Annotated in this window: 18 protein-coding genes; 9 read left to right on the forward strand and 9 right to left on the reverse strand. The window is 60.2% G+C overall.

Features of this window, described 5'->3' with window-relative positions; all coding sequences use genetic code 11:
- Positions 1 to 206 precede the first annotated feature (206 nt).
- Positions 207 to 1,244 carry an NAD(P)-dependent alcohol dehydrogenase gene (locus tag ACZ5A6_RS21725; protein ID WP_003518206.1) on the reverse strand — a complete coding sequence of 346 codons (1,038 nt, stop codon included), beginning with the start codon at positions 1,242 to 1,244 and terminating at the stop codon, positions 207 to 209.
- A 295-nt stretch (positions 1,245 to 1,539) separates the two neighbouring features.
- Positions 1,540 to 2,130, reverse strand: coding sequence for a TetR/AcrR family transcriptional regulator (locus ACZ5A6_RS21730; RefSeq protein ID WP_003518207.1), 591 nt, complete (start codon positions 2,128 to 2,130; stop codon positions 1,540 to 1,542).
- A gap of 121 nt (positions 2,131 to 2,251) precedes the next feature.
- Here ACZ5A6_RS21730 and ACZ5A6_RS21735 point away from each other — a divergent pair, with 121 nt between their 5' ends.
- On the forward strand, positions 2,252 to 3,478 hold the full coding sequence (locus ACZ5A6_RS21735) for an MFS transporter (protein WP_065705760.1): 1,227 nt from the start codon (positions 2,252 to 2,254) through the stop codon (positions 3,476 to 3,478).
- Positions 3,479 to 3,562: 84 nt separating this feature from the next.
- On the opposite strand, the gene ACZ5A6_RS21740 is transcribed toward ACZ5A6_RS21735, so the two are convergent.
- From ACZ5A6_RS21740 to ACZ5A6_RS21765, 6 genes are read right to left on the reverse strand one after another with little or no spacing between them, the layout of a single operon-like run.
- Complete coding sequence (locus ACZ5A6_RS21740; RefSeq protein ID WP_464111399.1) at positions 3,563 to 4,405, reverse strand: amidohydrolase family protein; 843 nt, start codon at positions 4,403 to 4,405, stop codon at positions 3,563 to 3,565.
- Positions 4,406 to 4,430: 25 nt separating this feature from the next.
- Positions 4,431 to 5,420: an aldo/keto reductase gene (locus ACZ5A6_RS21745; RefSeq protein ID WP_121557401.1), complete on the reverse strand. Its 990-nt coding sequence runs from the start codon at positions 5,418 to 5,420 to the stop codon at positions 4,431 to 4,433.
- Complete coding sequence (gene uxuA, locus ACZ5A6_RS21750) at positions 5,417 to 6,610, reverse strand: mannonate dehydratase (protein WP_464111400.1); 1,194 nt, start codon at positions 6,608 to 6,610, stop codon at positions 5,417 to 5,419. Before uxuA ends, ACZ5A6_RS21745 begins: the two co-directional genes overlap by 4 nt.
- A gap of 3 nt (positions 6,611 to 6,613) precedes the next feature.
- Positions 6,614 to 8,086: a mannitol dehydrogenase family protein gene (locus ACZ5A6_RS21755; protein WP_121557606.1), complete on the reverse strand. Its 1,473-nt coding sequence runs from the start codon at positions 8,084 to 8,086 to the stop codon at positions 6,614 to 6,616.
- A gap of 19 nt (positions 8,087 to 8,105) precedes the next feature.
- A complete protein-coding gene (locus tag ACZ5A6_RS21760; RefSeq protein WP_003518213.1) occupies positions 8,106 to 8,846 on the reverse strand; it encodes an SDR family NAD(P)-dependent oxidoreductase in 741 nt (246 codons plus the stop codon).
- Positions 8,847 to 8,868: 22 nt separating this feature from the next.
- Positions 8,869 to 9,618: a GntR family transcriptional regulator gene (locus ACZ5A6_RS21765; protein ID WP_019566872.1), complete on the reverse strand. Its 750-nt coding sequence runs from the start codon at positions 9,616 to 9,618 to the stop codon at positions 8,869 to 8,871.
- A 151-nt stretch (positions 9,619 to 9,769) separates the two neighbouring features.
- Here ACZ5A6_RS21765 and ACZ5A6_RS21770 point away from each other — a divergent pair, with 151 nt between their 5' ends.
- The 4 genes from ACZ5A6_RS21770 (at position 9,770) to ACZ5A6_RS21785 (ending at position 14,524) form a co-directional block, all read left to right on the forward strand.
- Positions 9,770 to 10,810, forward strand: coding sequence for a sugar ABC transporter substrate-binding protein (locus ACZ5A6_RS21770; RefSeq protein ID WP_019566871.1), 1,041 nt, complete (start codon positions 9,770 to 9,772; stop codon positions 10,808 to 10,810).
- Between the two features lie 139 nt (positions 10,811 to 10,949).
- Positions 10,950 to 11,990 (forward strand): ABC transporter permease, encoded by a 1,041-nt coding sequence (locus ACZ5A6_RS21775; RefSeq protein ID WP_019566870.1) that lies wholly within the window; start codon positions 10,950 to 10,952, stop codon positions 11,988 to 11,990.
- Between the two features lie 10 nt (positions 11,991 to 12,000).
- A complete protein-coding gene (locus ACZ5A6_RS21780) occupies positions 12,001 to 12,978 on the forward strand; it encodes an ABC transporter permease (RefSeq protein WP_019566869.1) in 978 nt (325 codons plus the stop codon).
- A 4-nt stretch (positions 12,979 to 12,982) separates the two neighbouring features.
- Positions 12,983 to 14,524, forward strand: coding sequence for a sugar ABC transporter ATP-binding protein (locus ACZ5A6_RS21785; RefSeq protein WP_019566868.1), 1,542 nt, complete (start codon positions 12,983 to 12,985; stop codon positions 14,522 to 14,524).
- Between the two features lie 55 nt (positions 14,525 to 14,579).
- Here ACZ5A6_RS21785 and ACZ5A6_RS21790 read toward each other — a convergent pair whose 3' ends face one another.
- Positions 14,580 to 15,566 (reverse strand): GlxA family transcriptional regulator, encoded by a 987-nt coding sequence (locus ACZ5A6_RS21790; RefSeq protein ID WP_019566867.1) that lies wholly within the window; start codon positions 15,564 to 15,566, stop codon positions 14,580 to 14,582.
- Positions 15,567 to 15,706: 140 nt separating this feature from the next.
- On the opposite strand from ACZ5A6_RS21790, the gene ACZ5A6_RS21795 reads away from it, so the two are divergent.
- The 4 genes from ACZ5A6_RS21795 to ACZ5A6_RS21810 are packed head-to-tail and all read left to right on the forward strand — an operon-like array spanning position 15,707 to position 20,747.
- Positions 15,707 to 16,957 (forward strand): sarcosine oxidase subunit beta family protein, encoded by a 1,251-nt coding sequence (locus tag ACZ5A6_RS21795; RefSeq protein WP_003518227.1) that lies wholly within the window; start codon positions 15,707 to 15,709, stop codon positions 16,955 to 16,957.
- Positions 16,958 to 16,967: 10 nt separating this feature from the next.
- The gene (locus ACZ5A6_RS21800) at positions 16,968 to 17,258 is read left to right on the forward strand and encodes a sarcosine oxidase subunit delta (protein WP_003518230.1); all 291 of its coding nucleotides are present in this window, start codon (positions 16,968 to 16,970) and stop codon (positions 17,256 to 17,258) included.
- Positions 17,255 to 20,179, forward strand: coding sequence for a sarcosine oxidase subunit alpha family protein (locus ACZ5A6_RS21805; RefSeq protein ID WP_464111401.1), 2,925 nt, complete (start codon positions 17,255 to 17,257; stop codon positions 20,177 to 20,179). Before ACZ5A6_RS21800 ends, ACZ5A6_RS21805 begins: the two co-directional genes overlap by 4 nt.
- A complete protein-coding gene (locus tag ACZ5A6_RS21810) occupies positions 20,172 to 20,747 on the forward strand; it encodes a sarcosine oxidase subunit gamma (protein WP_464111402.1) in 576 nt (191 codons plus the stop codon). Before ACZ5A6_RS21805 ends, ACZ5A6_RS21810 begins: the two co-directional genes overlap by 8 nt.
- The last annotated feature ends 6 nt before the right edge of the window (positions 20,748 to 20,753 follow it).

A 20,753-nucleotide genomic window follows, 5' to 3' on the forward strand; every position in this document is an offset into this window, starting at 1 on the left:
AGTGCCGTGCATCCGCCGACAACTAAGCCAGCGGTTGCGCCCATTTTTTCGCGCAGTTGCACGCCATACGCCCAGAAAATGCGCATCTTAAAGATCGATGTGATGATTTTTTAAAGCTCGACCCGCCGATCACCGGCAGGTCGAGCTTATACTTTTCCGAAGGGTTTTTGACGCCCCTGCATCGGCAGGCGGCTTGCCGGAAGCGATTATTGCGGCATCAGAATTTGCAGCTTCACGTCCGTTTCCCTTGCCTCCACCGCACGGTCAAAACCGGCAATGCTGTCTTCGAAGGGAATGGTCGCGGAGATCAGCGGCTTCAGATCGACCTTGCCGGACGCGATGAGAGCGACCGCACGGTCATACACATTGGCGTAGCGGAAAACCGTCTCCACCCGCAGCTCTTTTGCCTGCAAGCCGACGATATCGACCGGCACCGGATCGACCGGCATACCGACGAGGACGATGGCGCCGCCGGGACGTGCGAGTTTCGCCATACCGAGCACGGCGGGTGCAGCGCCAGAGCATTCGAAAACGACATCGCAACCCCAGCCATCCGTCGCATCAGCCACGGCCTGCGACAGGTCACGTTCGCGGATGTTGACGGTCTCGATGCCGTCATAGGCTGCGATGATATCCAGCTTCGGCTGGGCAAGATCGGCAACGATCACCTTTGCGCAACCGCCGGCTAGCGCCGCCAGCGCAACCATCATGCCGATCGGACCGGCGCCCGTCACGATGGCAACATCGCCGGGCTGAATACGCGCCCTGAGCGCTGCCTGCATCCCGATGGCGAAGGGTTCCACCATGGCGCCTTCGGCAAAGGAAACGTTGTCGGGCAACTTGTATGTAAAGGCGGCGGGATGAATGACTTCCGGTGTCAGGCAACCGTGAACGGGTGGCGTTGCCCAGAAGCTGACGGCCGGATCAACATTGTAAATGCCAAGTTTGGAGGCGCGCGAGGTTGGATCGGGAATGCCCGGCTCCATGCAGACGCGATCACCCGCCTTCAGATGCGCAACCTCGGCACCGGTCTCGATTACCGTTCCGGAAGCTTCATGGCCCAGCACCATCGGCGCATGCACAACGAAATGGCCGATTTTGCCATGGGTGTAATAATGGACGTCCGAGCCGCAAATCCCGACGGTATGGGTACGGATGCGCACATCCTTGGGTCCGAGCTTGCCGGGAATGTCGAACTCCCTGAGCGAGAGCTTTCCTTTTTCTTCCAGCACCAGTGCTTTCATCTCATCCTCCGTAGTTTGCGAAAGGCCTTACAGCGAATTCAAACAGCGTGATGCGATGCAATTTCGACAAAAGTAAACAGAAATCAGCCGGATCGGCCGGTTTTTCTTCAAGGAGGAAAAACTGTATCGATGAGCCGGCAATTTCTTATCATCCCTGGCGCGTTAACGAGTCTACGGGGGAGAGAGACAGCACGATTCGCTCAGCGCGCTTCAGGGAATATCGCCGGCTCAGGGTTACTCACTTAGCCGGAACGAGATTGACCCTGATGTGTACGCAGAACCGGCGACAAGCGGATCAGCGTGTGATCCTCAGCCCTTCCAGAAAGGTGCGGAAACTGTCGACGGCGCGTTTCGAGGTCGTTTCGGGGTCGTCGGAATTCGCGATCCACTGGGCTGCACTGCTGCTCGCCGCATTGATGAAACGCGCACAGGCCTCCGGATCAATGTCGACGATCGTCCCTTCCTGCTTCAGCGCATCGAGACTTCGCGCAACGGCCGAGATACAGCCGTTGGCATTTGGCCAACGTGAAGGGTCGCCGAGAACGGCCGGTCCATCACGGAACATGATCCGCTGGATTTCCGGCTCCAGAGCCATGAGAATGTAACCGACATTTTCCTCGACAAAACCCTCCCAACGCGTCGCGGCCCTAGACGAGATGTCACAGAGCCTTTTCGTCATCTCGGCGTCGATCTCACCCACAACCGCCAGCAGCAGGCCTTTCTTGTCGCCAAAATGGTGATAGAGCGCGCCGCGGGTCAGCCCTGCTTCGGCAGTGAAGTCGTCCATCGAAGCTTCGGCATAGCCGATGCTGCCAAATGCCTTGCGGCCAGCGACCAGAAGCTTCGCCCGCGTCTCGGCAATCATTTCACTGCGAGGTTTGCGCATTTTTTCTCCGAATTCTACATACGTCGCGTATACTAGTTGACATACGCGACGTATGCAATTATTTCATTTGCATACGCCACGTATGTTTGTGGTGGGTACTCCCTAAACAAGGTGCATCCCGATGTCTAATCCATATAGAGAAATTTTCCGGGCTCCGGGCGCCAAAGGCTTTTCCGCCGCAGGCTTCTTTGCCCGTCTTCCGATTGCGATGGCACCGATCGGCATCGTCGCCATGCTTTCCCAGACCCATGGTGAATATTGGCTTGCCGGTGCGGTCTCGGCAACCTTCGCGCTGACCAATGCCGCGGTCGCTCCGCAGATTTCCCGATTGGTGGACCGCAAGGGCCAGAGCAGCGTCCTTGTCCCGGCCACCATCATATCGGTCATCGCCTTTGCTATCCTGATTATCGCGACCAACCAGAGATGGCCTGCCTGGACGCTCTTTCTTTCGGCCTTCCTCGCCGCGGCCATGCCGAGTATTCCCGCGATGATGCGCGCCCGCTGGACGGAAATCTTCCGTGACCGGCCTGAGCTGAACACTGCTTTTGCATTTGAATCCGCCGCCGACGAACTTGTCTACATCGCCGGCGCCTCGCTCTCCGTCGGTCTCGCGGTCTCACTCTTTCCGGAAGCAGGTATGATGATCAGCACCGCCTCGCTGGCACTCGGTACCTTTGCCTTTCTGCTGCAACGATCGACCGAACCCAAGGTACGCAGTTTTGAAAGTGGCAGCAGGCAACATTCGGCTATCCGGCTGCGTTCGGTCCAGATCATCACGGTCGCCCTGATCTTCGTAGGGTCCACTTTCGCCACAGCCGAGGTAAGTGCCGTTGCCATCACCAAAGAACTCGGTCAACCGGAAGCTGCCAGCCTCGTCATCGGCGTCTATGCCATCGGTTCGTTTGTCGTCGGCCTGCTTCTGGGCGCGATCAACCCCAAAATGCCGCTGCAACGGCAATTGCTGATCGCCGTCAGCGTCCTTGCGCTCACCGCGCTGCCGCTCCTCTTTGCAAGCACGACAGTTTCCCTGCTTGCCTTCGCCGTATTCCTCAGCGGCGTTGCAATCTCTCCCATCTTCATCACGGCATTTGGCCTGATCGAGCGCCGCGTCCCGGAATCGATGCTGACGGAAGGCGTGACCTGGGTGATGACCGGCATCGGTATCGGCATGGCGCTCGGCGCCTTCATTTCCGGCTGGGTGATCGATAATTTCGGCCCGAGCAACGGCTTCTGGGTATCGATTGCCGCCACCCTGTCGACAGTCACCATTATCAGCCTCGGTCAGCGCAGCCTTTCTGGAGAGACCAACCGCTCTGCGACGACAACCGCAGCGCAGCCAGCCGAGTAAAGCACAGGCGTATGAAGCGCGCGCCGGCGCGCTTCTTGGCATATCCGGCCGACGCAATGCACAATCGGCATGAAAAGCTGCAAGCTATGTCGCCAAATAAAACAGTCTGGCATTGCGGTGGCCGATCGATGCCTGCTCGTCGGGCGAGAGCGTTGAAAGAAGCTCACTCGTCATACCGATCCATTCCGGTAGACCCGAGCCGAGATCGACCACCGGCCAGTCGCCGCCCCAGACCATTCTCTCAGGTCCGAACAGGTTGATCACGGTTTCCACATAGGGTGTCACGCTTTCCAGCGTCGCGCATCCCGGTGCACAATAGGCGGTGATGCCGGAGAGTTTGACGAAGAGATTGGGCAGCGTCGCCAAGTCGGCCATACGCCCGCTCCACTCCCGAAAATCGTTTCCGGCAATGTCCGGCGTGCCGCAATGGTCGAGCATGAAGCGCACATCGGGGCAGGCCCCGACAAGTTCGGCGGCAATGGCAAGCCGGCGGGAATGAAAACACAGATCGACCGGCCATCCGGCCTTTCCAATCGTGCGCACGTTTCGTCGGTAATTTTCCTCGCGGCTGAGGTCGTCGGGCATAACGTGGAGAATGCGCCGGAAACCGACCACGTTGAGGTGGCGGCACTCCTCCAGCCAGGCTTCGAAACCATTATCCGTTTCCGGTCGGCAACTGGCGATCTGGCCGAACATCGGCAAGCCACCCTCGCCGATCATGCTGGCGATGAGGCGAGCCTCAGCCTGATAGTCGCCGTCATCCACCCCGCTTTCCATGAAGATCGTACCCACTACGCCACATCCCTCGACAAGCGCTGCGTAATCAGCCTGGGTGAAGCTTCCCGCAAGGCTGGGCTCCCCTCGTGTCCAGGCATAACCGAGCTTGCCTCGCAAGATCAGATGCTGGTGAGTATCGATCAGATCCATGGCGTCCTCCTCCCTGTCGTTGCGGTCAATTTTCGAGGGCGAGCGCGTCGAAACCCGCCCAGGCGGCGTCCGGCACGGCCGTTTCGAAAATAGACAGGTTGCGCAAAAGGCTGTCCGGTTTTGCGGTGCCGATCAGGACACTTGCGACATCGGCATTTTGCAGCGGAAAATGCAGGGCAGCGGCCGCAAGTGCAACCCCGTGCCCGGCAGCGTGGAGCTCCATGGCGCGCACCCGCTCCATGACATCTGCTGCTGCTTCACTATAGTTGAAAGTCGCACCCGGCCTTGCACCCGTCGCAAGAATGCCAGAGTTGAAGACGCCGCCGATGACGAGCGAGGTGCCGGTTTCCGCACAACGCCCCAGCAGCTTTGCTGCAGCCGACCGGTCGAGCAGCGTGTAACGACCCGCCAGAAGAATGCAGTCGATCTCGTCTATCTCCATGAGGTTCAGACAAGCCGGAACCTCATTCACGCCAAGACCGAACGCGCCGATCCGGCCTGTCGCCTTCAACTCGTGCAGGGCCTCGATGCCGCTTTCGGTGAATATCCTGAAATGATGGCGATAGGCCTCTTCCCCAAGCGTGGTCTCCTCCAGATCGTGGACATAGAGAATATCCACTGAACCGAGACCAAGCCGGGCGAGGCTTTGCTCATGCGAGCGCATGATGCCATCATAGCTGTAGTCGTATTCCACCACGAAAGGCAGTGCATCGACAAAACCGTAATCCGTTGTCACGCCCGCTTCAGCCGGTTTCAAAATCCGCCCGACCTTGGTGGACAGCACGAATTCGTCGCGTGGTTTCCCCTGAAGAAAATCCCCGAGGCGGCGTTCGGAAAGGCCCTGCCCGTAATAGGGTGCGGTATCGAAATAGCGGATGCCGGCGTCCCAGGCGGCTTGCAGCGTCTCCATCGCATCTTCGCGGCTGACGCTGCGATAGAGATTACCGATACCGGCCGCGCCGAAGGAAAGTTCGCTCAGCGACAGCGCCGTGCGACCAAGTTTGCGGGTTTTCATGCGGTACCCTCCTCGCGGCGAAGCTGGCGCTCAATCGTGCGGATGACGCCGCGGAGTTCGCCGAGCCCCTTCATGCGGCCAATGTAGGAATATCCGGGATTGGTCTTTTTGGTGATGTCATCACCCAGCAGATGGCCGTGGTCAGGCCGCATTGGAATATTGGTGCGGCGGCCAGCCTTGGCGGCGGCCCGCTCCTCGCGCAACAATGCCTCGATGACTCCAATCATGTCCGTTCCGCCATCCAGATGATCGTCCTCAAAGAAGGAACCATCCGGCTCAACGGTCACGTTCCGAAGATGGGCGAAATTGATGCGAGACGCGAACTCCCGTGCCATCGCCACAAGATCATTGTCGCTGCGGGCGCCGTAGGAGCCGGTACAAAGGGTGATGCCATTGTTCGGGCTTTCAACGGCCGAGAGGATGGCGCGAATATCCGCAGGTGTCGAGACAACGCGCGGCAGGCCGAACAAGGAGAACGGTGGATCATCAGGGTGGATGCCGAGATGCACGCCCACCTCTTCCGCCACCGGCACGACCTCTCTCAGAAAGGCCAGAAGATTGCCCTGCATGGTCGCGCTGTCGACGCCATCGAACGAAGCAATCAGAGCGGCGATGGATTCGCGCGTCTGCACCAGGGCGCCGCCCGGCAGGCCGGCGATGATGTTACGCTCGAGAAGCGACTGGTCATCTTCGCTCATTTGCGCAAAACGCTTTTCGGCTCGCGCCACGAGCGCAGGATCGTAATTTTCAGCAGCACGAACACGCTTCAGGATGAAGACGTCATAGGCGACGAAATCCGCCATTTCGAAGCGCAGCGCCAATCCGGTATTGCGTGCCTGCCAGCGCAGGTTCGTGCGTGTCCAGTCCACCACCGGCATGAAATTGTAGCAGACGACGGGAACACCCGCGCGACCGAGACGGGAGAGTGTATCTTTCCAGCGCGCAATCGCCTTCGGCGCATCGGCATCGCCGCGCTTGATGGACTGTTCCATCGGAATGGATTCGCAGACACTCCATTCCAGGCCGGCTGCCTCGATCATCGCCTTGCGTTTGGCGATCTCTTCGGCCGGCCACGCCGTCCCATCGGGGATCTGGTGCAGCGCCGTTACAACGCCGCTGGCGCCGGTCTGCCGCACATGCTGCAAGGTGATGGGGTCCGATTCACCGAACCAGCGCCAGGTTTCCTTCATATTCTACTCCTCCGAAAAATGCCGTTCGATGGCGCCGAGCGCGCCGTATTGGACGATGTCGCGATAGGCCGCCCGAAGCGCCGTTACGAATGCCTCATCCGCCTGCCATTCAGGCCCGAAGACGCGACGGAATGTTAAAAACCGGTCGATGACCGCGTCCTGCTCCTCGCCGTTGCCGGTGGGTGCACTCCATTCGGAGAATGCCGGATCGGCCATGACAATTGCCTCTCCCCGCTCGTTCAGCGCTGCGCAGGACCGTATCCACATCGCAACCGCAAAAAGAGCGGCCGTATTCGGCGCGCCTGCGGCACGTAGCTCCGCAAGCGGCGCGAGAATGCGTTGCGGCACTTTCTGTGAAGCGTCAGAGGCGATCTGGGCGGCGCGATGACGAAGGGCGGGGTTGGCGAAACGCTGGCGCAGACCGGCAACATAGTCCGGTCCGCTGACGGCCGGGCTCAATGTCGAACCAACCTCCCGCCAGTAACGGTCGACGTAACCGCGTACACGCGCATCGGCATAGATATCGGCGATCGTCTCAAGCCCGCTGCATTGGCCGATTGCGGCCATGGCGGTGTGAGCGCCATTCAGCATCCTGAGCTTCATATGCTCATACGGCTCGACCTCATCAACGATTTCGGCACCTGACAGCTCGATGCCGGGGCGACCGTGCGGAAAGCGATCCTCGATTACCCAGCGGAAGTAGGGTTCCGCAATTACCGGCCAGGCATCCTCGCAGCCGAGACGCGCGGTCACGCGCTCGCGGTCGGTTGCGGTGGTGGCGGGCACGATGCGGTCCACCATGACGCAGGGGCAGGAGAGATTTTCCGCGATGAAGGCAGCGAGATCATTATCGGTGAGACCAGCCATCTCCACCAGAAGACGGTGCAGGATGCGACCGTTGGACGGAAGATTGTCGCAGGAGAGCAAAGTCAGCGGCACAGCCCCGGCGGCCCGCCGGCGTCTTGTCGCTTCCAGCAGAAAACCGAGCGCGGAGCGCGGCTTTTGCGGATGCGCCAGATCATGAACGACATCGGGATGGTCACGAAGAAGCGTGCCCGCCGACAAATCGGCGAGGTAACCCTTTTCCGTGACCGTCAAAGTGACGATTCTGACCCGCGGATCAGTCATGGCTTGCAGCAGCCGCTCCGGATCCTCAGGAGCGACGATGGTCTCGAGGATTGAACCGACAATCCGCAGCGTTTCGTTTTCACCGTCACGCAGGCAGAATGTATAGAGATTGTCCTGCGGCGCGATGGCATCGCGAGTATCGGGGCTGCGCAGCGAGGCAGCGACAATGCCCCAGCCGGTTTCGCCACGCGCCAGGCAATCATCGATGAAGACCGCCTGATGGGCGCGGTGAAAAGCGCCAACGCCGAGATGCACGATGCCCGGTGTCACCGCTTTGCGGTCATAGGCGGGCAAAAGGACGTCGTTTGGCAGATGCGGCAACGCAAGGGACGAGAGGCGTTCTGTCATGGTCATTTATCTCCGTATCTCAGCCGAATTGCAGGCCGCCGTTCATGTCAACGACAGTGCCGGTCATGAAGCCGGACAGCGGCGAGGCGAGGAAACCTACGGTATGGGCCACCTCTTCCGGCTGGCAGAACCGCCCGACGGGAATGGCCGCAAGCTGGCGCTGGCGGTCTTCCTCTGACAGTTGCTCCATGATCATCGGCGAAACCACATAGGCCGGCGCGACTGCATTGGCGGTGACGCCAAAAGGGGCAAGTTCGCGAGCGGACGAGTAAGTGAGGCCCACCAGCGCCGATTTCGAGACCGAATAGGCCGTGCCCGCCGTCAGGCCACCGGACTTCCAGGCATAGGACGAGATGTTGATCAGCCGCCCCCAGCGGTTTTCCTTCATGGCGGGAACGACGGCCTGCGTCAGCAGCAGGGCGGCATCGAGATTGACGGCCATCAGCCTGTGCCAGTCATCAAGCGTGGTCGCTCCCAGCTTGTGCGGCGACAGCACACCGGCATTGTTGACGAGAATGTCTATGACCTCGAAACGGTTGGCGACATCTTTCATGACGGCCTGCAGCGCAGTCGCATCGCCGAGATCGACGGCGACGGGATCACAAGCACCGCCAAACCCCTCCGCAAGCGCCGCAACAGCTTCGATGTCGCGATCGAAGGCGATTACCCTCGCCCCTTGCGCGACCAGCGCCGCAACCACGGCACGGCCGATGCCGCCACAAGCGCCTGTCACGAGCGCCGTCTTGTGTTTCAGTTCCATTCTGTCTCCTCCACGTCCACTATCAAATGGACAAATGCTTCCGCTCTTCTTCAGGCAACTGTTCGTAGATCACGAAAACCATATCCAGATGCGTCACCAGCGCCTTTTCCGCACCTTCGGCATCGCCACGATCGAGAGCATCCACGACTGCCAGATGCTCTTCGATGACGGCGGGCAATCGTTCCGGCTTTGCCCAATAACGATGGAACCGCGACAGGGTCACCTTGGCGGCAAGGATCGCCTGCCAGACACCTTCGCGACCGGAAAACGTGCCGAGCAGGCGATGAAACGCCTCGTCGGCATGGAAGAAGCCGGATGCGTCGTTGGCGGCAATCACTCTTTCCTGCTCGGCGATGACGTCGCGCATCGTACGGCTCATTTCTTTCGTCCACTTCGGCGCGACTTCGCGCAGCAAAGCCACTTCGAGTGAACGGCGGATAAAATGGCTGTCCTGAATTTCGCCAAGCCTGATCGGCGCAACAAAGCTGCCGAGTTGCGGATAGACGTCCACAAGACCCTCTTCCGACAGGCGCTGGATCGCGGCACGCACCGGGGTGCGCGACACCGAAAACTGACGGCAGATCGAGTTTTCACTGATCGGCGCACCGGGCGCTAGGCGGACCTCGACGATCGCCTGACGCAACGCCGCATGAACCTGATCGGCAACCGAGCCATAACGATTGACCACAAGCTCCACGCTTTCGATTCCGGAGCCGGGGGCCTCTTGATGAGAGCCGCGCCCAGTGAAACCGGCAGTGGTGTTTTTCGTCATGAACGCTCCCCTTCAAAAGGCGGTCGTGAAAATCTCATTGCTACTTGGATACAAGTATACTAGTGTCCATGGTGCTTACGCAAGTCGGCTGTTGGGAGAAAGAGCGATTAAGGGAGGTTCCAGTCGCTTTTTTTAAGGAGCAGGCCGTTTCATGGAGGAGAAAAACATGACGTATTTCATGCGCAGCCTCGTCGCTGCCGCAATCATCGGCGCGGGAGCGTGCGGTGTCGCGCAGGCGGCGGACGCCAGCAAGATCGCCCTCGTTCCGGGCGGTCCGCACCCTTATTTCGCCGCCTGGGAACAGGCCGGCAAGGACGCGGCCAAGGACTTCGGCCTGGCTGGCGCCGACTATAAGGTGCCGCAAAAGTGGGAACTGGCACAGCAGAACCAGCTTCTCGAAAGCCTTCTGAGCCAGGGTTATAACGGCTTCCTGATTTTCCCAGGCGATCCCGTCGGCGCGGTCTCGACAGCAGAGGAACTGACCGGCAACGGCGCGAATGTGATTGCTGGCGCCGGATGCTTCAAGGACCCCTCGCCCGCCGCCTTCTGCCTTGGTACCGACACCGGTAATTCCGCTTATCTCGGCACCAAGGAGCTGATCAAGGCGATGGGAGCGGGCAAAAAACGCATCGCTCATTTCACCGGCTTCCTTGTTGACCCCAACACCCAGCTTCGTATCGATGCCGTAAAAAAGGCAGCTGACGAAGCCGGCGCCGAGGTCGTTCAGGTCATCGCCGATATCGACGCGCCGGAACCGGCGGAAGAAAAGATCAGCGCCTACCTGGCCGCCCACGCTTCCGAAGTGGACGGTATCGTGACCACAGCCTGGGTTCCTGCTGTCGTTGCCTCCAACGCACTGCGCAAGATCGGCGACAAGCGTATCCACATGGTCGGCATCGACCACGACGAAGTCGTGCTGAAAGCGATCAAGGACGGTTTCGTCGACGGCACGATGCTTCAGAACCCCTATGGCCAGGGTTATATCGGCGCGTTTGCACTGAGCAAACTTCAGGCCGGCTGCAAGGTGAAAGAAGATGCGCCGTTCAAATCCAATGCGCTGACGACCAAGTTCATCGATTCCGGCACCGCCTATGTCGATGCCGCCAAGGTGGACAACTACATCGATGCCATGCGCGCCGAGACTAAAAAGCTGCTCACCAACTTCGATACGACCTATCTGAGCTGCAACTAATCATGCCTTGAGCAATTGCCGGGCGGCAAACGACCGCGCCCGGCAATCTGCCCCGCCAGAAAATATTCTTTCAGGCGGCAGCGCAATGACCAGGCGACCCGCGCAGGCGCTTCGGGCGAACCAATACCGGGACAGTTTCATGACCGTGAACGATACTTTGCTCACAAAGGGCTCGCAGGAGGGCGACAGACGAATGGGGTCCAGCCTTTCGCAAGGCCGCTTTTTTCTGACCAATGAATTTGGCCTCATTCTGCTGATCGTCGTCTTCGCCGTCATTTTTGGCGTCGCGGCCAGCGGCTTCCTTTCGCCTTTCAATCTGTTCACGCTTGGTCGCAGTGCCGCGATCAACATCATGATCGGCCTGTCGATGATGGCGGTGATCGTGACTGGCGGCCTCAATCTTGCCGTTGGAGCGATCGGCGTCTCGGCGGCCATGGCCTGTGGTTATCTGATCGAGGTGCTTGGCGTGCCGTGGCCGCTCGCCCTCATTGGCGGTCTCGCCACCGGCGCGGCGCTCGGTTTCGTCAATGGCTGGACCGTCATCCGCACGGGGCTGCACAGCTTCATCATCACGCTTGCCACCATGAGCATCTTTTTCGGCGTGATGATCTTCCTGACGCGCGCCGAGGCCTACCGTGGCCTACCGCCGATCTTCGCCGCCTTCGGAAAAATGAAGCTCGCGACCTATTTCTCGCCGCTGCTTCTCGTCACGCTCGCAACGGCGCTTGCCCTGTCCTTTCTCTACCGACGCACCGTTCTTGGCCGCGAAATGCTGGCGGCAGGCGCACGCCCGGAAGCGGCGGAACTTTCCGGCATTCGGGTCGACCGTATCTTCATTGCCTGTCACATGCTGTCGGGCCTGCTTGCAGCACTCGCCGCCCTGATGCTGGTGACGCGCACGGGCGCCGCCATTCCTTCCATGGCAGGCCAGCTTGGGCAGGACTGGCTTCTGCCAGCATTTCTCGGCCCGGTTCTCGGTGGCACGCTTTTGCAGGGCGGCAAGGTTTCGGTGCTCGGCACCTGTCTTGGCGCACTTTTGGTCACCATGCTCACCAGCGGCCTGCTGCTGCTTCAGCTCGGTGAATTCTGGGTCCAGACATTTCTCGGCCTGCTGCTGTTGCTAGCGGTTTTGATGGACAAGGCGCGGCGAAGCTATCTCGCCCGACGTAACCTGGCTTGAGGACTGGACGATGAAGACCGACAACACCCTTCTACGCCTTGCCAGAACCGACTGGTTCGGCCCTCTATTGGTCACGGTGCTGGCAATCGCGCTTATCCGCAGCTTCAGCCCCAACTTCCTCTCTTCCTTCAACATCCAGATTTTGCTTCTTGCAATCGCGGTCAATGCGCTCATCGCCTTTTCCCAGATGATCATCATTGCCATTGGCCAGATGAACCTGTCCGTGGGCGCAATCGGCGGACTGGCGGCAATATCCTTTGCGGGACTGATGCAGGTCTGGGGGCTTCCGGCACCGGTGGCCGCCATTGCTGCGGTACTGATCGGTGTTGTCTGCGGCATGCTCAACGGTCTGCTGATCGCCATCACAGGCATTTCCGCCTTCGTCATCACACTGGCGACCCTGTCGATCTACAAGGGTATCAACCTCGGCATCACCCGGGCGGAGCCGTTCTACGGCGTGCCGGAATCGGTGAAAGCCTTTGGCTCGGCACTGCTCGTTGGCCCGGTTCCGTGGCTCGCCGCACCCACCATCATCATTGCATTCGCGCTGTGGTTCATGCTGCGCCGCCAGCCGATAGGCCGCTTCATCCTTGCCATTGGCGGCAACAGCCATGCGGCAGAGCTTTCCGGCATTTCGATCCGCACGACAATGATTGTGGCGCACGGCATTTCCGGCCTCCTGGCGTCGGTCGCCGGCATTCTGCTCGTATCCCGCCTGCAGATCGGCCAGCCGTCCATTGGCGATGACTGGCTCATCCTGTCCTTTGCCGCACCCGTTATCGGCGGTGCCGTACTGGCTGGCGGGCATGTCAGCGTGGGGGCGACCCTGCTCGGCGTCGTCATCGTTGCCATCATCACGCAGGCACTCGTGCTGTTCTCCATCGATCCGTTCCTCGTGCAGGTGGTGCTTGGCGCAATGATCCTCGCCGCCGTCGGCATCAACCGCCTGCGCGAAACGCATCTCGGCAAAAAGACAGGAAAGGCCTGACATCATGGACAAGCAACCTGTTTTTCAGGCGCGCAACATCGAAAAAGTGTTTCCCGGCGTTCGGGCGCTCAAGGGCGTCAATCTTTCGCTGGAGCCGGGATCGATCCACGCGTTGCTAGGTGAGAACGGCGCCGGCAAATCGACGTTGATCAAGGTCATTACCGGCGTCCACCATCAGAGCAGTGGCCAAATCCTTGTCGATGGGCAGGAAGTACGCTTCGGCAACCCGCGCGAGGCCATTGCCCGCGGCATCGGTGTCGTCCATCAGGAACGCAACCTCATCCCGCGCTTCTCGATTGCCGAGAATATCCACATGGAAAAGCTTGGGGCGCACTATCTCAAACCCATCGACTACGCCGCGCTGAACCGCGACGCACGCCGCTGGCTGCAGGCTCTCAATCTGGAAGTCGATCCGGCGATGCCGGTATCCGAGCTTTCCGTTGCGCAAATGCAGCTCGTGGAAATTGCGAAGGCGCTTTCCCTGCAAAGCCGGGTTCTTTTGCTCGACGAACCCACGACATCGCTGACCCCGAGCGAAACGGACAACCTCTTCCGCATTCTGCGCCGCCTGCGCGATGATGGCGCAAGCCTGGTCTTCGTCAGCCACAAGTTGGAGGAGGTTCTCGACATTTGCGACCGGGTGACGGTGCTGAGGGATGGCGAAAACGCCTGCGAAAGCCGGTCGATGGAAGGTCTCGGACGCCAGGACCTGGTGCGCCTGATGATTGGCCGTGCCGAAGGCGGCGGTGGCTGGCGCAAACGCGCGGTCGAGCACAATCCGCTGGTGCTTGAACTCAAAGGTGTTTCTACCGCAATCGGCCATCGCGATGTCAGTCTTTCCGTGCGCAAGGGTGAAATCGTCGGCCTTTACGGGCTGGTGGGCGCTGGGCGCACCGAATTGGCAAAATCGATCATGGGTAAATTCGCCGTCACGGAGGGCGAAGTCCGGATCGAAGATCGCCCGGCCCGCATCCGCTCCGTTGCCGAAGCCATCCACGAATACGGCGTCGGTTACGTCAGCGAGGACCGCAAGGGTGACGGCCTCATTCTCCAGCATTCCGTTCTCGCCAATGCGGGCGTTCCCATCTGGCGCAAGCTCTCAAACGCATTCGGCGTGCTTTCCGACAGCCGCATCCGTGCGGCGGTCACCCCTTTCCTGCAGAAACTTGAGGTGAAGACGCCGAGCCTGAGCCAGACCGTGGGTAATCTTTCCGGCGGCAACCAGCAGAAGATCAGCGTCGCCAAGTGGCTTGCCGCCGACGTGAAGCTGCTGATTGTAGACGAACCTTCTGTTGGCATCGACATCAAGACCAAGGCCTATCTGCACGATCTGCTGCGCGAGCTTGCAGACGGCGGCACCGCCATTCTCGTCATTACCAGTGACATGCCGGAGATGGTGGCACTGGCCGACCGCATTGTTGTCATGGACCGCTATCGGGTTAAAGGCGTGGTCGAAAACAATGGCGTCTATGCCGATATGAGCGAGGGTATCATGGGCTTGATCCATGATGCGGAGCGCGAAACGGCCCTTTCACGTCAGGCATGACGCACGGCCTTGCCGAAGTGTCATCGCAAAAACCGCACGCTGTTCCGGTAGGGCGTCAGGTACCATCGGACGGCTGCTCGAAATCTCTCCCGGCACGACGCCTTCTGCTGGGCGGGACGCCGTATTTCTGGGTGTAGCAACGGGTGAAATGGGCAGCGGTCGAGAACCCCGTCAGCAAGGCCACGTCAACGATCGAAAGCGAGGTCTGCTGCAGCAGCTCATCCGCCTTTGCCAGCCGAAGACCACGGTAAAAAGACATCATGGACTGGTCGAAATGGCTGGAAAACAGACGGTGGAGCTGGCGAATACTGCTGCCGCACAATTGGCCCAGCTGCTCCGGCGACAGGGGATCCGCAACATGGGTCGTCATGAGTTCAATTGCAGCTTCGAGTACCGGGTGGTGGACGTTGAAACGTTGGCCGGCGCGGCCCAACTGAGGCTCATCGGCCGTTCTCAAACGCGGATGTATGAACCATTCGCTGACATCGCGCGCGAAGGCAGAACCATGGTCTTTCGCAATAAAAGCCCCCATCATGTCAATGGCGGCAACGCCGCCCGCGCAAGTGTAGCGATCGCGATCGATGACGTAGAGCGCACGCTCGATCAGGAGATCGCTGGCATATTCACTAAGCGGATCGATGTGGGTCCAGTGAACGGTAAAACGTCTGCCCGTCATCAGACCGGATTTGGCAAGGATCGCCGCGCCGCCGGAAATGCCTCCAAGCTTGACACCCCGCTGGTTGAGCGCGCGCAGGTTGCGCACAAGTGCCGGATCTTCATAGAGCATGGGATTTCCGCCCGCGACGATGAAGACCAGATCCAGCTTCTCAGACAAAGCCCGCGAAACGGGCGCGGTATCGAAACCTCCGCCTGACGTGGATGCGCCAAACCCGCCATTCGCCGAGTAAAACCGGCAATGGTAGAGCGTTTTGCCGGCAAGGTGATTGGCCGCGCGCAGCGGCTCAACCGCCGCAGCCAACGACATCAGCGCATAACCCTCAATGAGTATGAACCCGATCGACATCGACCCTTCGGCGTGCATGACCTGCTCCAAGACAATCCCCAGGGCAAGCTTAGCCGACTTGGCCAAACTGGACAATAATGCGTCCGTCACGGATAAAAAAATCGTGCGGTATCGCGCTATAAACTTGGACAACCGCCCTGTTTTCGAGGAACACAGATTTGCGCTATTCGGCTCTCCAGGTTTTCAAACAGGCCCTGACCGGCCACAAGGGCTGGCGCCCACTGTGGCGGAACCCCGATCCGCAACCTCATTACGATTTCATCATTGTTGGCGGTGGCGGTCATGGACTTGCAACGGCCTATTATCTAGCCAAAACCTTCTCCAAGTCCCGGATCGCCGTTCTGGAAAAAGGCTGGCTGGGATCAGGAAACATCGGGCGCAACACCACGATCATCCGCTCAAACTATCTGCTGCCCGGAAACGAGCCATTCTATGAGTTTTCGATGAAACTCTGGGAAGGGCTTGAACAGGAATTCAATTTCAATGCGATGGTAAGCCAGCGCGGCATTGTGAACCTGTTCCACACCGACGCGCAGCGCGATGCCTACCGCCGTCGCGGAAACGCCATGCTGCTGGCCGGTGCGGACGCGCAACTGCTGGCACAAGACGATCTCCGCGCCATGATCCCGTTTCTCAATTTCGACAATGCACGCTTTCCAATCAAGGGCGGCCTTTACCAGCGCCGCGCTGGAACTGCTCGCCACGATGGCGTTGCCTGGGGTTACGCGCGCGGCGCTGATCTGGCAGGGGTCGATCTTATCCAGAACTGTGAAGTCCAGGGGTTTCGCATCGAGGATGGAACGATCAAGGGCGTGGAAACCAGCCGTGGCTACATCGGTGCCGGAAAGGTCGGCGTCGCCGTGGCGGGATCGACCGGCCGCGTCATGGCCATGGCGGGCATGCGTCTGCCTATTGAAAGCCATGTGCTGCAAGCCTTCGTTTCGGAAGGGCTGAAGCCGACCATACCGGGCGTCATAACCTTCGGAGCAGGCCATTTCTACGTCAGCCAGTCCGACAAGGGTGGCCTGGTCTTCGGTGGCGATATCGACGGCTATAATTCCTATGCCCAGCGCGGCAATCTGCCCGTCATCGAAGATGTCGCCGAGGGCGGCATGGCGCTGATGCCGATGATCGGCCGGGCGCGCCTGCTGCGCATATGGGGCGGCATCATGGACATGTCGATGGACGGTTCACCGATCATCGACCACACGCCTGTGAAGGGCCTCTATCTCAATGCCGGCTGGTGTTACGGCGGCTTCAAGGCGACGCCGGCCAGCGGCTATGCATTCGCGCATCTGCTGGCCACCGATACCCCGCATGACACGGCCAAGGCCTACCGGCTCGACCGGTTCGAAAAGGGCTATGTCATCGACGAAAAGGGCGCCGGCGCCCAACCGAACCTTCACTGAGGCTTGAACAATGCTGATCCCTCACCCACTGCTCGGGCCGCGCGACGCTCAGGAATTCACCTATCTCGGCGATGCCGCCCTGTTGCGTCGCCCGGACGGAATGGCCGAGAGCGCTGCGAAAGACTTCAACGATTATGTCTATCTGCGTGACAATCCCGCCGGCCTGCATCGGGAACTGTGGTTTCACGAACAGGGTGATCGCAGCTGGCTCGTGGTCACGCGAAACACCGTCACCCATGAAATCCTCGGAGCGGAACTCGCAAACGAGGTAGCGCTCCGTCAGAAGGCAGATGAAGCATGAGACTGAAGGACGGCTTGATCGACCGCAGCAAGGTGCTGCATTTCACCTTCGATGGAAAGAATTATCAGGGGCATCCCGGCGACACGCTCGCCTCGGCACTTCTGGCGAACGATGTCCGCCTGATGGGGCGCAGCTTCAAATATCATCGCCCCAGAGGCGTGATCTCTGCCGGCTCAGAAGAGCCGAATGCGCTGGTCGAATTGCGCACGGGATCGCGGCTGGAGCCGAATACCCGCGCCACGACGGTCGAACTGTTCGACGGGCTGGAGGCGAAAAGCCAGAACCGCTGGCCGTCCCTGTCTTTCGATGCCCTTGCGATCAATGATCTGTTTGCCGATTTCCTGACCGCAGGCTTTTACTACAAAACGTTCATGTGGCCGAAGGCGTTCTGGGAAAAGCTCTATGAGCCCGCCATTCGCAAAGCTGCGGGACTTGGAAGCCTGTCGATGAAACCGGACCCCGACAGTTACGACAAGGGGTTCCTTCACTGCGATCTGCTGGTCATCGGCGCCGGAGCCGCCGGTCTGGCTGCTGCCCTGACTGCGGCGCGTGCCGGTGCCAAGGTTATTCTGGCGGACGAGGACAATCGCCTCGGAGGTCGCCTGCTTGCGGAGAGCCACCTGCTCGACGGCGCCCCTGCAACCGACTGGATCGCGACGCTCGAGGCGGAGTTTTCAACCCTGCCGAACCTGCGCGTCATGCGCCGCACCACGGTTTTCGGCTCATTCGACCATGGCATATTCGGTGCGGTCGAGCGGGTTTCCGACCATCTTGCCGCACCAAAGGGCGTACGCCAGTCCCTCTGGCGCATCACTGCAAAGCGCACGGTGCTTGCCGCCGGGGCGACAGAGAGGCATATCCCCTTTAAAAATAACGACCGGCCGGGGATCATGCTTGCCGGTTCGCTGCGTGCCTATGCCAATCGCTGGGCAGTCAGTCCGGCAGGCAGGGTCGCAATCTTCACCAATAACGATGACGGCCATCGGACCGCTGTCGACCTGGCTGCGAAAGGTGTCGAGATCGCCGCAGTCATCGATCCGCGCCCGGATGCGCGGGCGCTTGCGGAATACCGCCTGATTGCGGGGGCGACAGTTACCGGCAGCAAAGGCAGGCTGGGGTTGGTTTCCATCGCTGTCCGCAAGGATGGCTATGACGAAACCATCGATTGCGGTGCGCTTGGTATCTCCGGGGGCTGGAACCCCAATGTTCATCTTACATCGCACCAGCGCGGTCGCCCGTTATGGGATGACGGGCTACAGGCATTCCTGCCCGGCGACGTACCCTCGCATATGCTCGTTTCAGGGGCGGCGGCCGGCAAAGGCAGCACGGGGGCGGCGCTGATCTCCGGTGCAGCCGCTGCCATAACGGCTCTGGAGCAAATGGGGATTGCCGCATCCAGGCCAGCCCTGCCGGAGGCCGAGGATACGCAAATCGGCATCAAGCCCCTGTGGCATGTGCCGGGGAAAGGGCGCGCCTGGGTCGATTTTCAGAACGACGTCACGGTCAAGGACATCAAGCTCGCCCATCAGGAAAACATGCGGCCCATCGAGCATCTCAAGCGCTGGACCACGCTTGGTATGGCAACTGACCAGGGCAAGACATCGAATGCCACCGCTTTGGCAATCATGTCCGAACTGACGGGCAAATCGATACCGGATACGGGTACGACGATTTTTCGCCCTCCCTATACGCCGGTTTCGATGGCGGTACTCGGCGGCGGCGACACCGGCGCACATTTCCGTCCGCGCCGCCTGACACCCAGCCATGCCTGGGCTGAAGCACATGGCGCCGTTTTCGTCGAAGTCGGTCAATGGATGCGTGCCCAATATTTCCCTCAAGCCGGGGAGACCCATTGGCGGCAATCCGTCGACCGCGAGGTTCTGGCCACCCGAAAGGGCGTCGGCATCTGCGATGTGACGACGCTTGGCAAGGTGGATGTTCAGGGCGCCGATGCGGCTGAATTTCTCGACCGTCTCTACTGCAATGCAATGAAGAGCCTCAAGGTCGGCATGGTCCGTTACGGCCTGATGCTGCGGGAAGACGGCCACGCCTATGATGACGGCACCTGTGCCCGTCTGCGTGAGGATCATTATATCGTCACCACGACCACGGCCCAGGCCGGCCCGGTCTATCGTCACATGGAATTCGCCCGCCAATGCCTGTGGCCGGAATTGGATGTGCAATTGATCTCGGCAACGGATGCCTGGGCACAGCTCGCAGTCGCCGGTCCGAACGCCCGCCGCCTTATCGAACGCATTGTCGATGGTTTCGACCTTTCCAACGCAGCCTTTCCCTTCATGGCCTGCGCCGAACTGACGGTTTGCGGGGGATTGCGAGCACGGCTGTTCCGGATCTCGTTTTCAGGGGAACTTGCTTACGAGATTGCAGTCCCCGCCCGCTACGGTAATGCCCTGATGTCCCGGCTGATGGAGATCGGTGCGGATCTTGGAGCCACCGCCTACGGGACGGAAGCGCTTGGTGTCATGCGTATCGAGAAAGGCCATGCTGCCGGAAACGAGTTGAACGGCCAGACGACGGCGCAGATGCTGGGCATGGGCAGGATGGTTTCGGCCAAGAAAGACGCGATTGGTACCGTCATGACTCGCCGCGAAGGGCTTGTCGGCGAAAGCCGGGTGCTCGTCGGCCTGCAGCCGCTTGCGGCAACGGACCCTGTGGTGTCAGGTTCACATCTGTTTACCCGCGGCGCCAGCCAGAATACCGAGACCGATCAAGGCTGGATCACATCCGCCTGCTATTCGCCCAACCTCGGTTTCAGCATCGGCCTTGGTTTCCTTGCCGATGGTGCAAACCGTATCGGAGAGATCATCGTCGCGGCCAACCCCTTGCAGGGACAGTCGGTCGAATTGCGTGTGGTCTCGCCCCATTTCATCGACCCTGAGGGAGAGAGACTCCGTGCCTGACTTGAAGCCGACAACCGCACTCGGCGCGCAAACTTCGCGGCGCGCCCGCCATGGCACGCTGCGACTTGAGGAAAATTCGGGGCTTGCCCTCGCATCGCTCAGCCTGCGCCGCAACGTCAAAGAACCGGTGCCCTTTGACCTCACCTTGCCGGGTCCCGGAAAATGGGTCCAGCAAGGCACGGCTTCAGCTTTTTGGACGGGGCCGGGCCAATGGCTGATTGAGGCCGCAGACCGGGCCGAAACAGATTTCGCCGCAGAACTCGCGAGCCTTTGCCCTTCCTGTTCAGTGACGGAACAGACCGATGGCTTCGTCGCCTTCGAAATCGAGAGCGACGCAGGCGAGGCGCCGATTGTCGCGCTCATGCAGAAGCTGGTGAACCTCGATCCCTCGGTATTCGGGCAAGGGGCCGCCACGCGCACCGGCATGGAACATATGAGCGTTTTCGTCATCCGGCGCGCGCCGGACCGCCTTGCCATCCTCGGCATGCGCTCCGCTGCGGAAACACTGTGGCATGTGATCGAGACTGCGATCCGTCGTCAGGCGGAACTTCTTGGCGCTGCCGCATAAAGCGGG

The organism is Agrobacterium sp. 6Ca8 (genome assembly GCF_055382765.1).

What these genes read in the sequence shown, in the direction of transcription:
- ACZ5A6_RS21755 (WP_121557606.1), bottom strand. Translation starts at nt 8,086, where the DNA reads ATGACAGAACGCCTCTCGTCCCTTGCGTTGCCGCATCTGCCAAACGAC.
- ACZ5A6_RS21740 (WP_464111399.1), bottom strand. Translation starts at nt 4,405, where the DNA reads ATGGATCTGATCGATACTCACCAGCATCTGATCTTGCGAGGCAAGCTC.
- ACZ5A6_RS21800 (WP_003518230.1), top strand. Translation starts at nt 16,968, where the DNA reads ATGCTGATCCCTCACCCACTGCTCGGGCCGCGCGACGCTCAGGAATTC.
- ACZ5A6_RS21725 (WP_003518206.1), bottom strand. Translation starts at nt 1,244, where the DNA reads ATGAAAGCACTGGTGCTGGAAGAAAAAGGAAAGCTCTCGCTCAGGGAG.
- ACZ5A6_RS21770 (WP_019566871.1), top strand. Translation starts at nt 9,770, where the DNA reads ATGGAGGAGAAAAACATGACGTATTTCATGCGCAGCCTCGTCGCTGCC.
- ACZ5A6_RS21745 (WP_121557401.1), bottom strand. Translation starts at nt 5,420, where the DNA reads ATGAAAACCCGCAAACTTGGTCGCACGGCGCTGTCGCTGAGCGAACTT.
- ACZ5A6_RS21790 (WP_019566867.1), bottom strand. Translation starts at nt 15,566, where the DNA reads ATGCACGCCGAAGGGTCGATGTCGATCGGGTTCATACTCATTGAGGGT.
- ACZ5A6_RS21785 (WP_019566868.1), top strand. Translation starts at nt 12,983, where the DNA reads ATGGACAAGCAACCTGTTTTTCAGGCGCGCAACATCGAAAAAGTGTTT.
- uxuA (WP_464111400.1), bottom strand. Translation starts at nt 6,610, where the DNA reads ATGAAGGAAACCTGGCGCTGGTTCGGTGAATCGGACCCCATCACCTTG.
- ACZ5A6_RS21765 (WP_019566872.1), bottom strand. Translation starts at nt 9,618, where the DNA reads ATGACGAAAAACACCACTGCCGGTTTCACTGGGCGCGGCTCTCATCAA.
- ACZ5A6_RS21780 (WP_019566869.1), top strand. Translation starts at nt 12,001, where the DNA reads ATGAAGACCGACAACACCCTTCTACGCCTTGCCAGAACCGACTGGTTC.
- ACZ5A6_RS21735 (WP_065705760.1), top strand. Translation starts at nt 2,252, where the DNA reads ATGTCTAATCCATATAGAGAAATTTTCCGGGCTCCGGGCGCCAAAGGC.
- ACZ5A6_RS21805 (WP_464111401.1), top strand. Translation starts at nt 17,255, where the DNA reads ATGAGACTGAAGGACGGCTTGATCGACCGCAGCAAGGTGCTGCATTTC.
- ACZ5A6_RS21730 (WP_003518207.1), bottom strand. Translation starts at nt 2,130, where the DNA reads ATGCGCAAACCTCGCAGTGAAATGATTGCCGAGACGCGGGCGAAGCTT.
- ACZ5A6_RS21775 (WP_019566870.1), top strand. Translation starts at nt 10,950, where the DNA reads ATGACCGTGAACGATACTTTGCTCACAAAGGGCTCGCAGGAGGGCGAC.
- ACZ5A6_RS21760 (WP_003518213.1), bottom strand. Translation starts at nt 8,846, where the DNA reads ATGGAACTGAAACACAAGACGGCGCTCGTGACAGGCGCTTGTGGCGGC.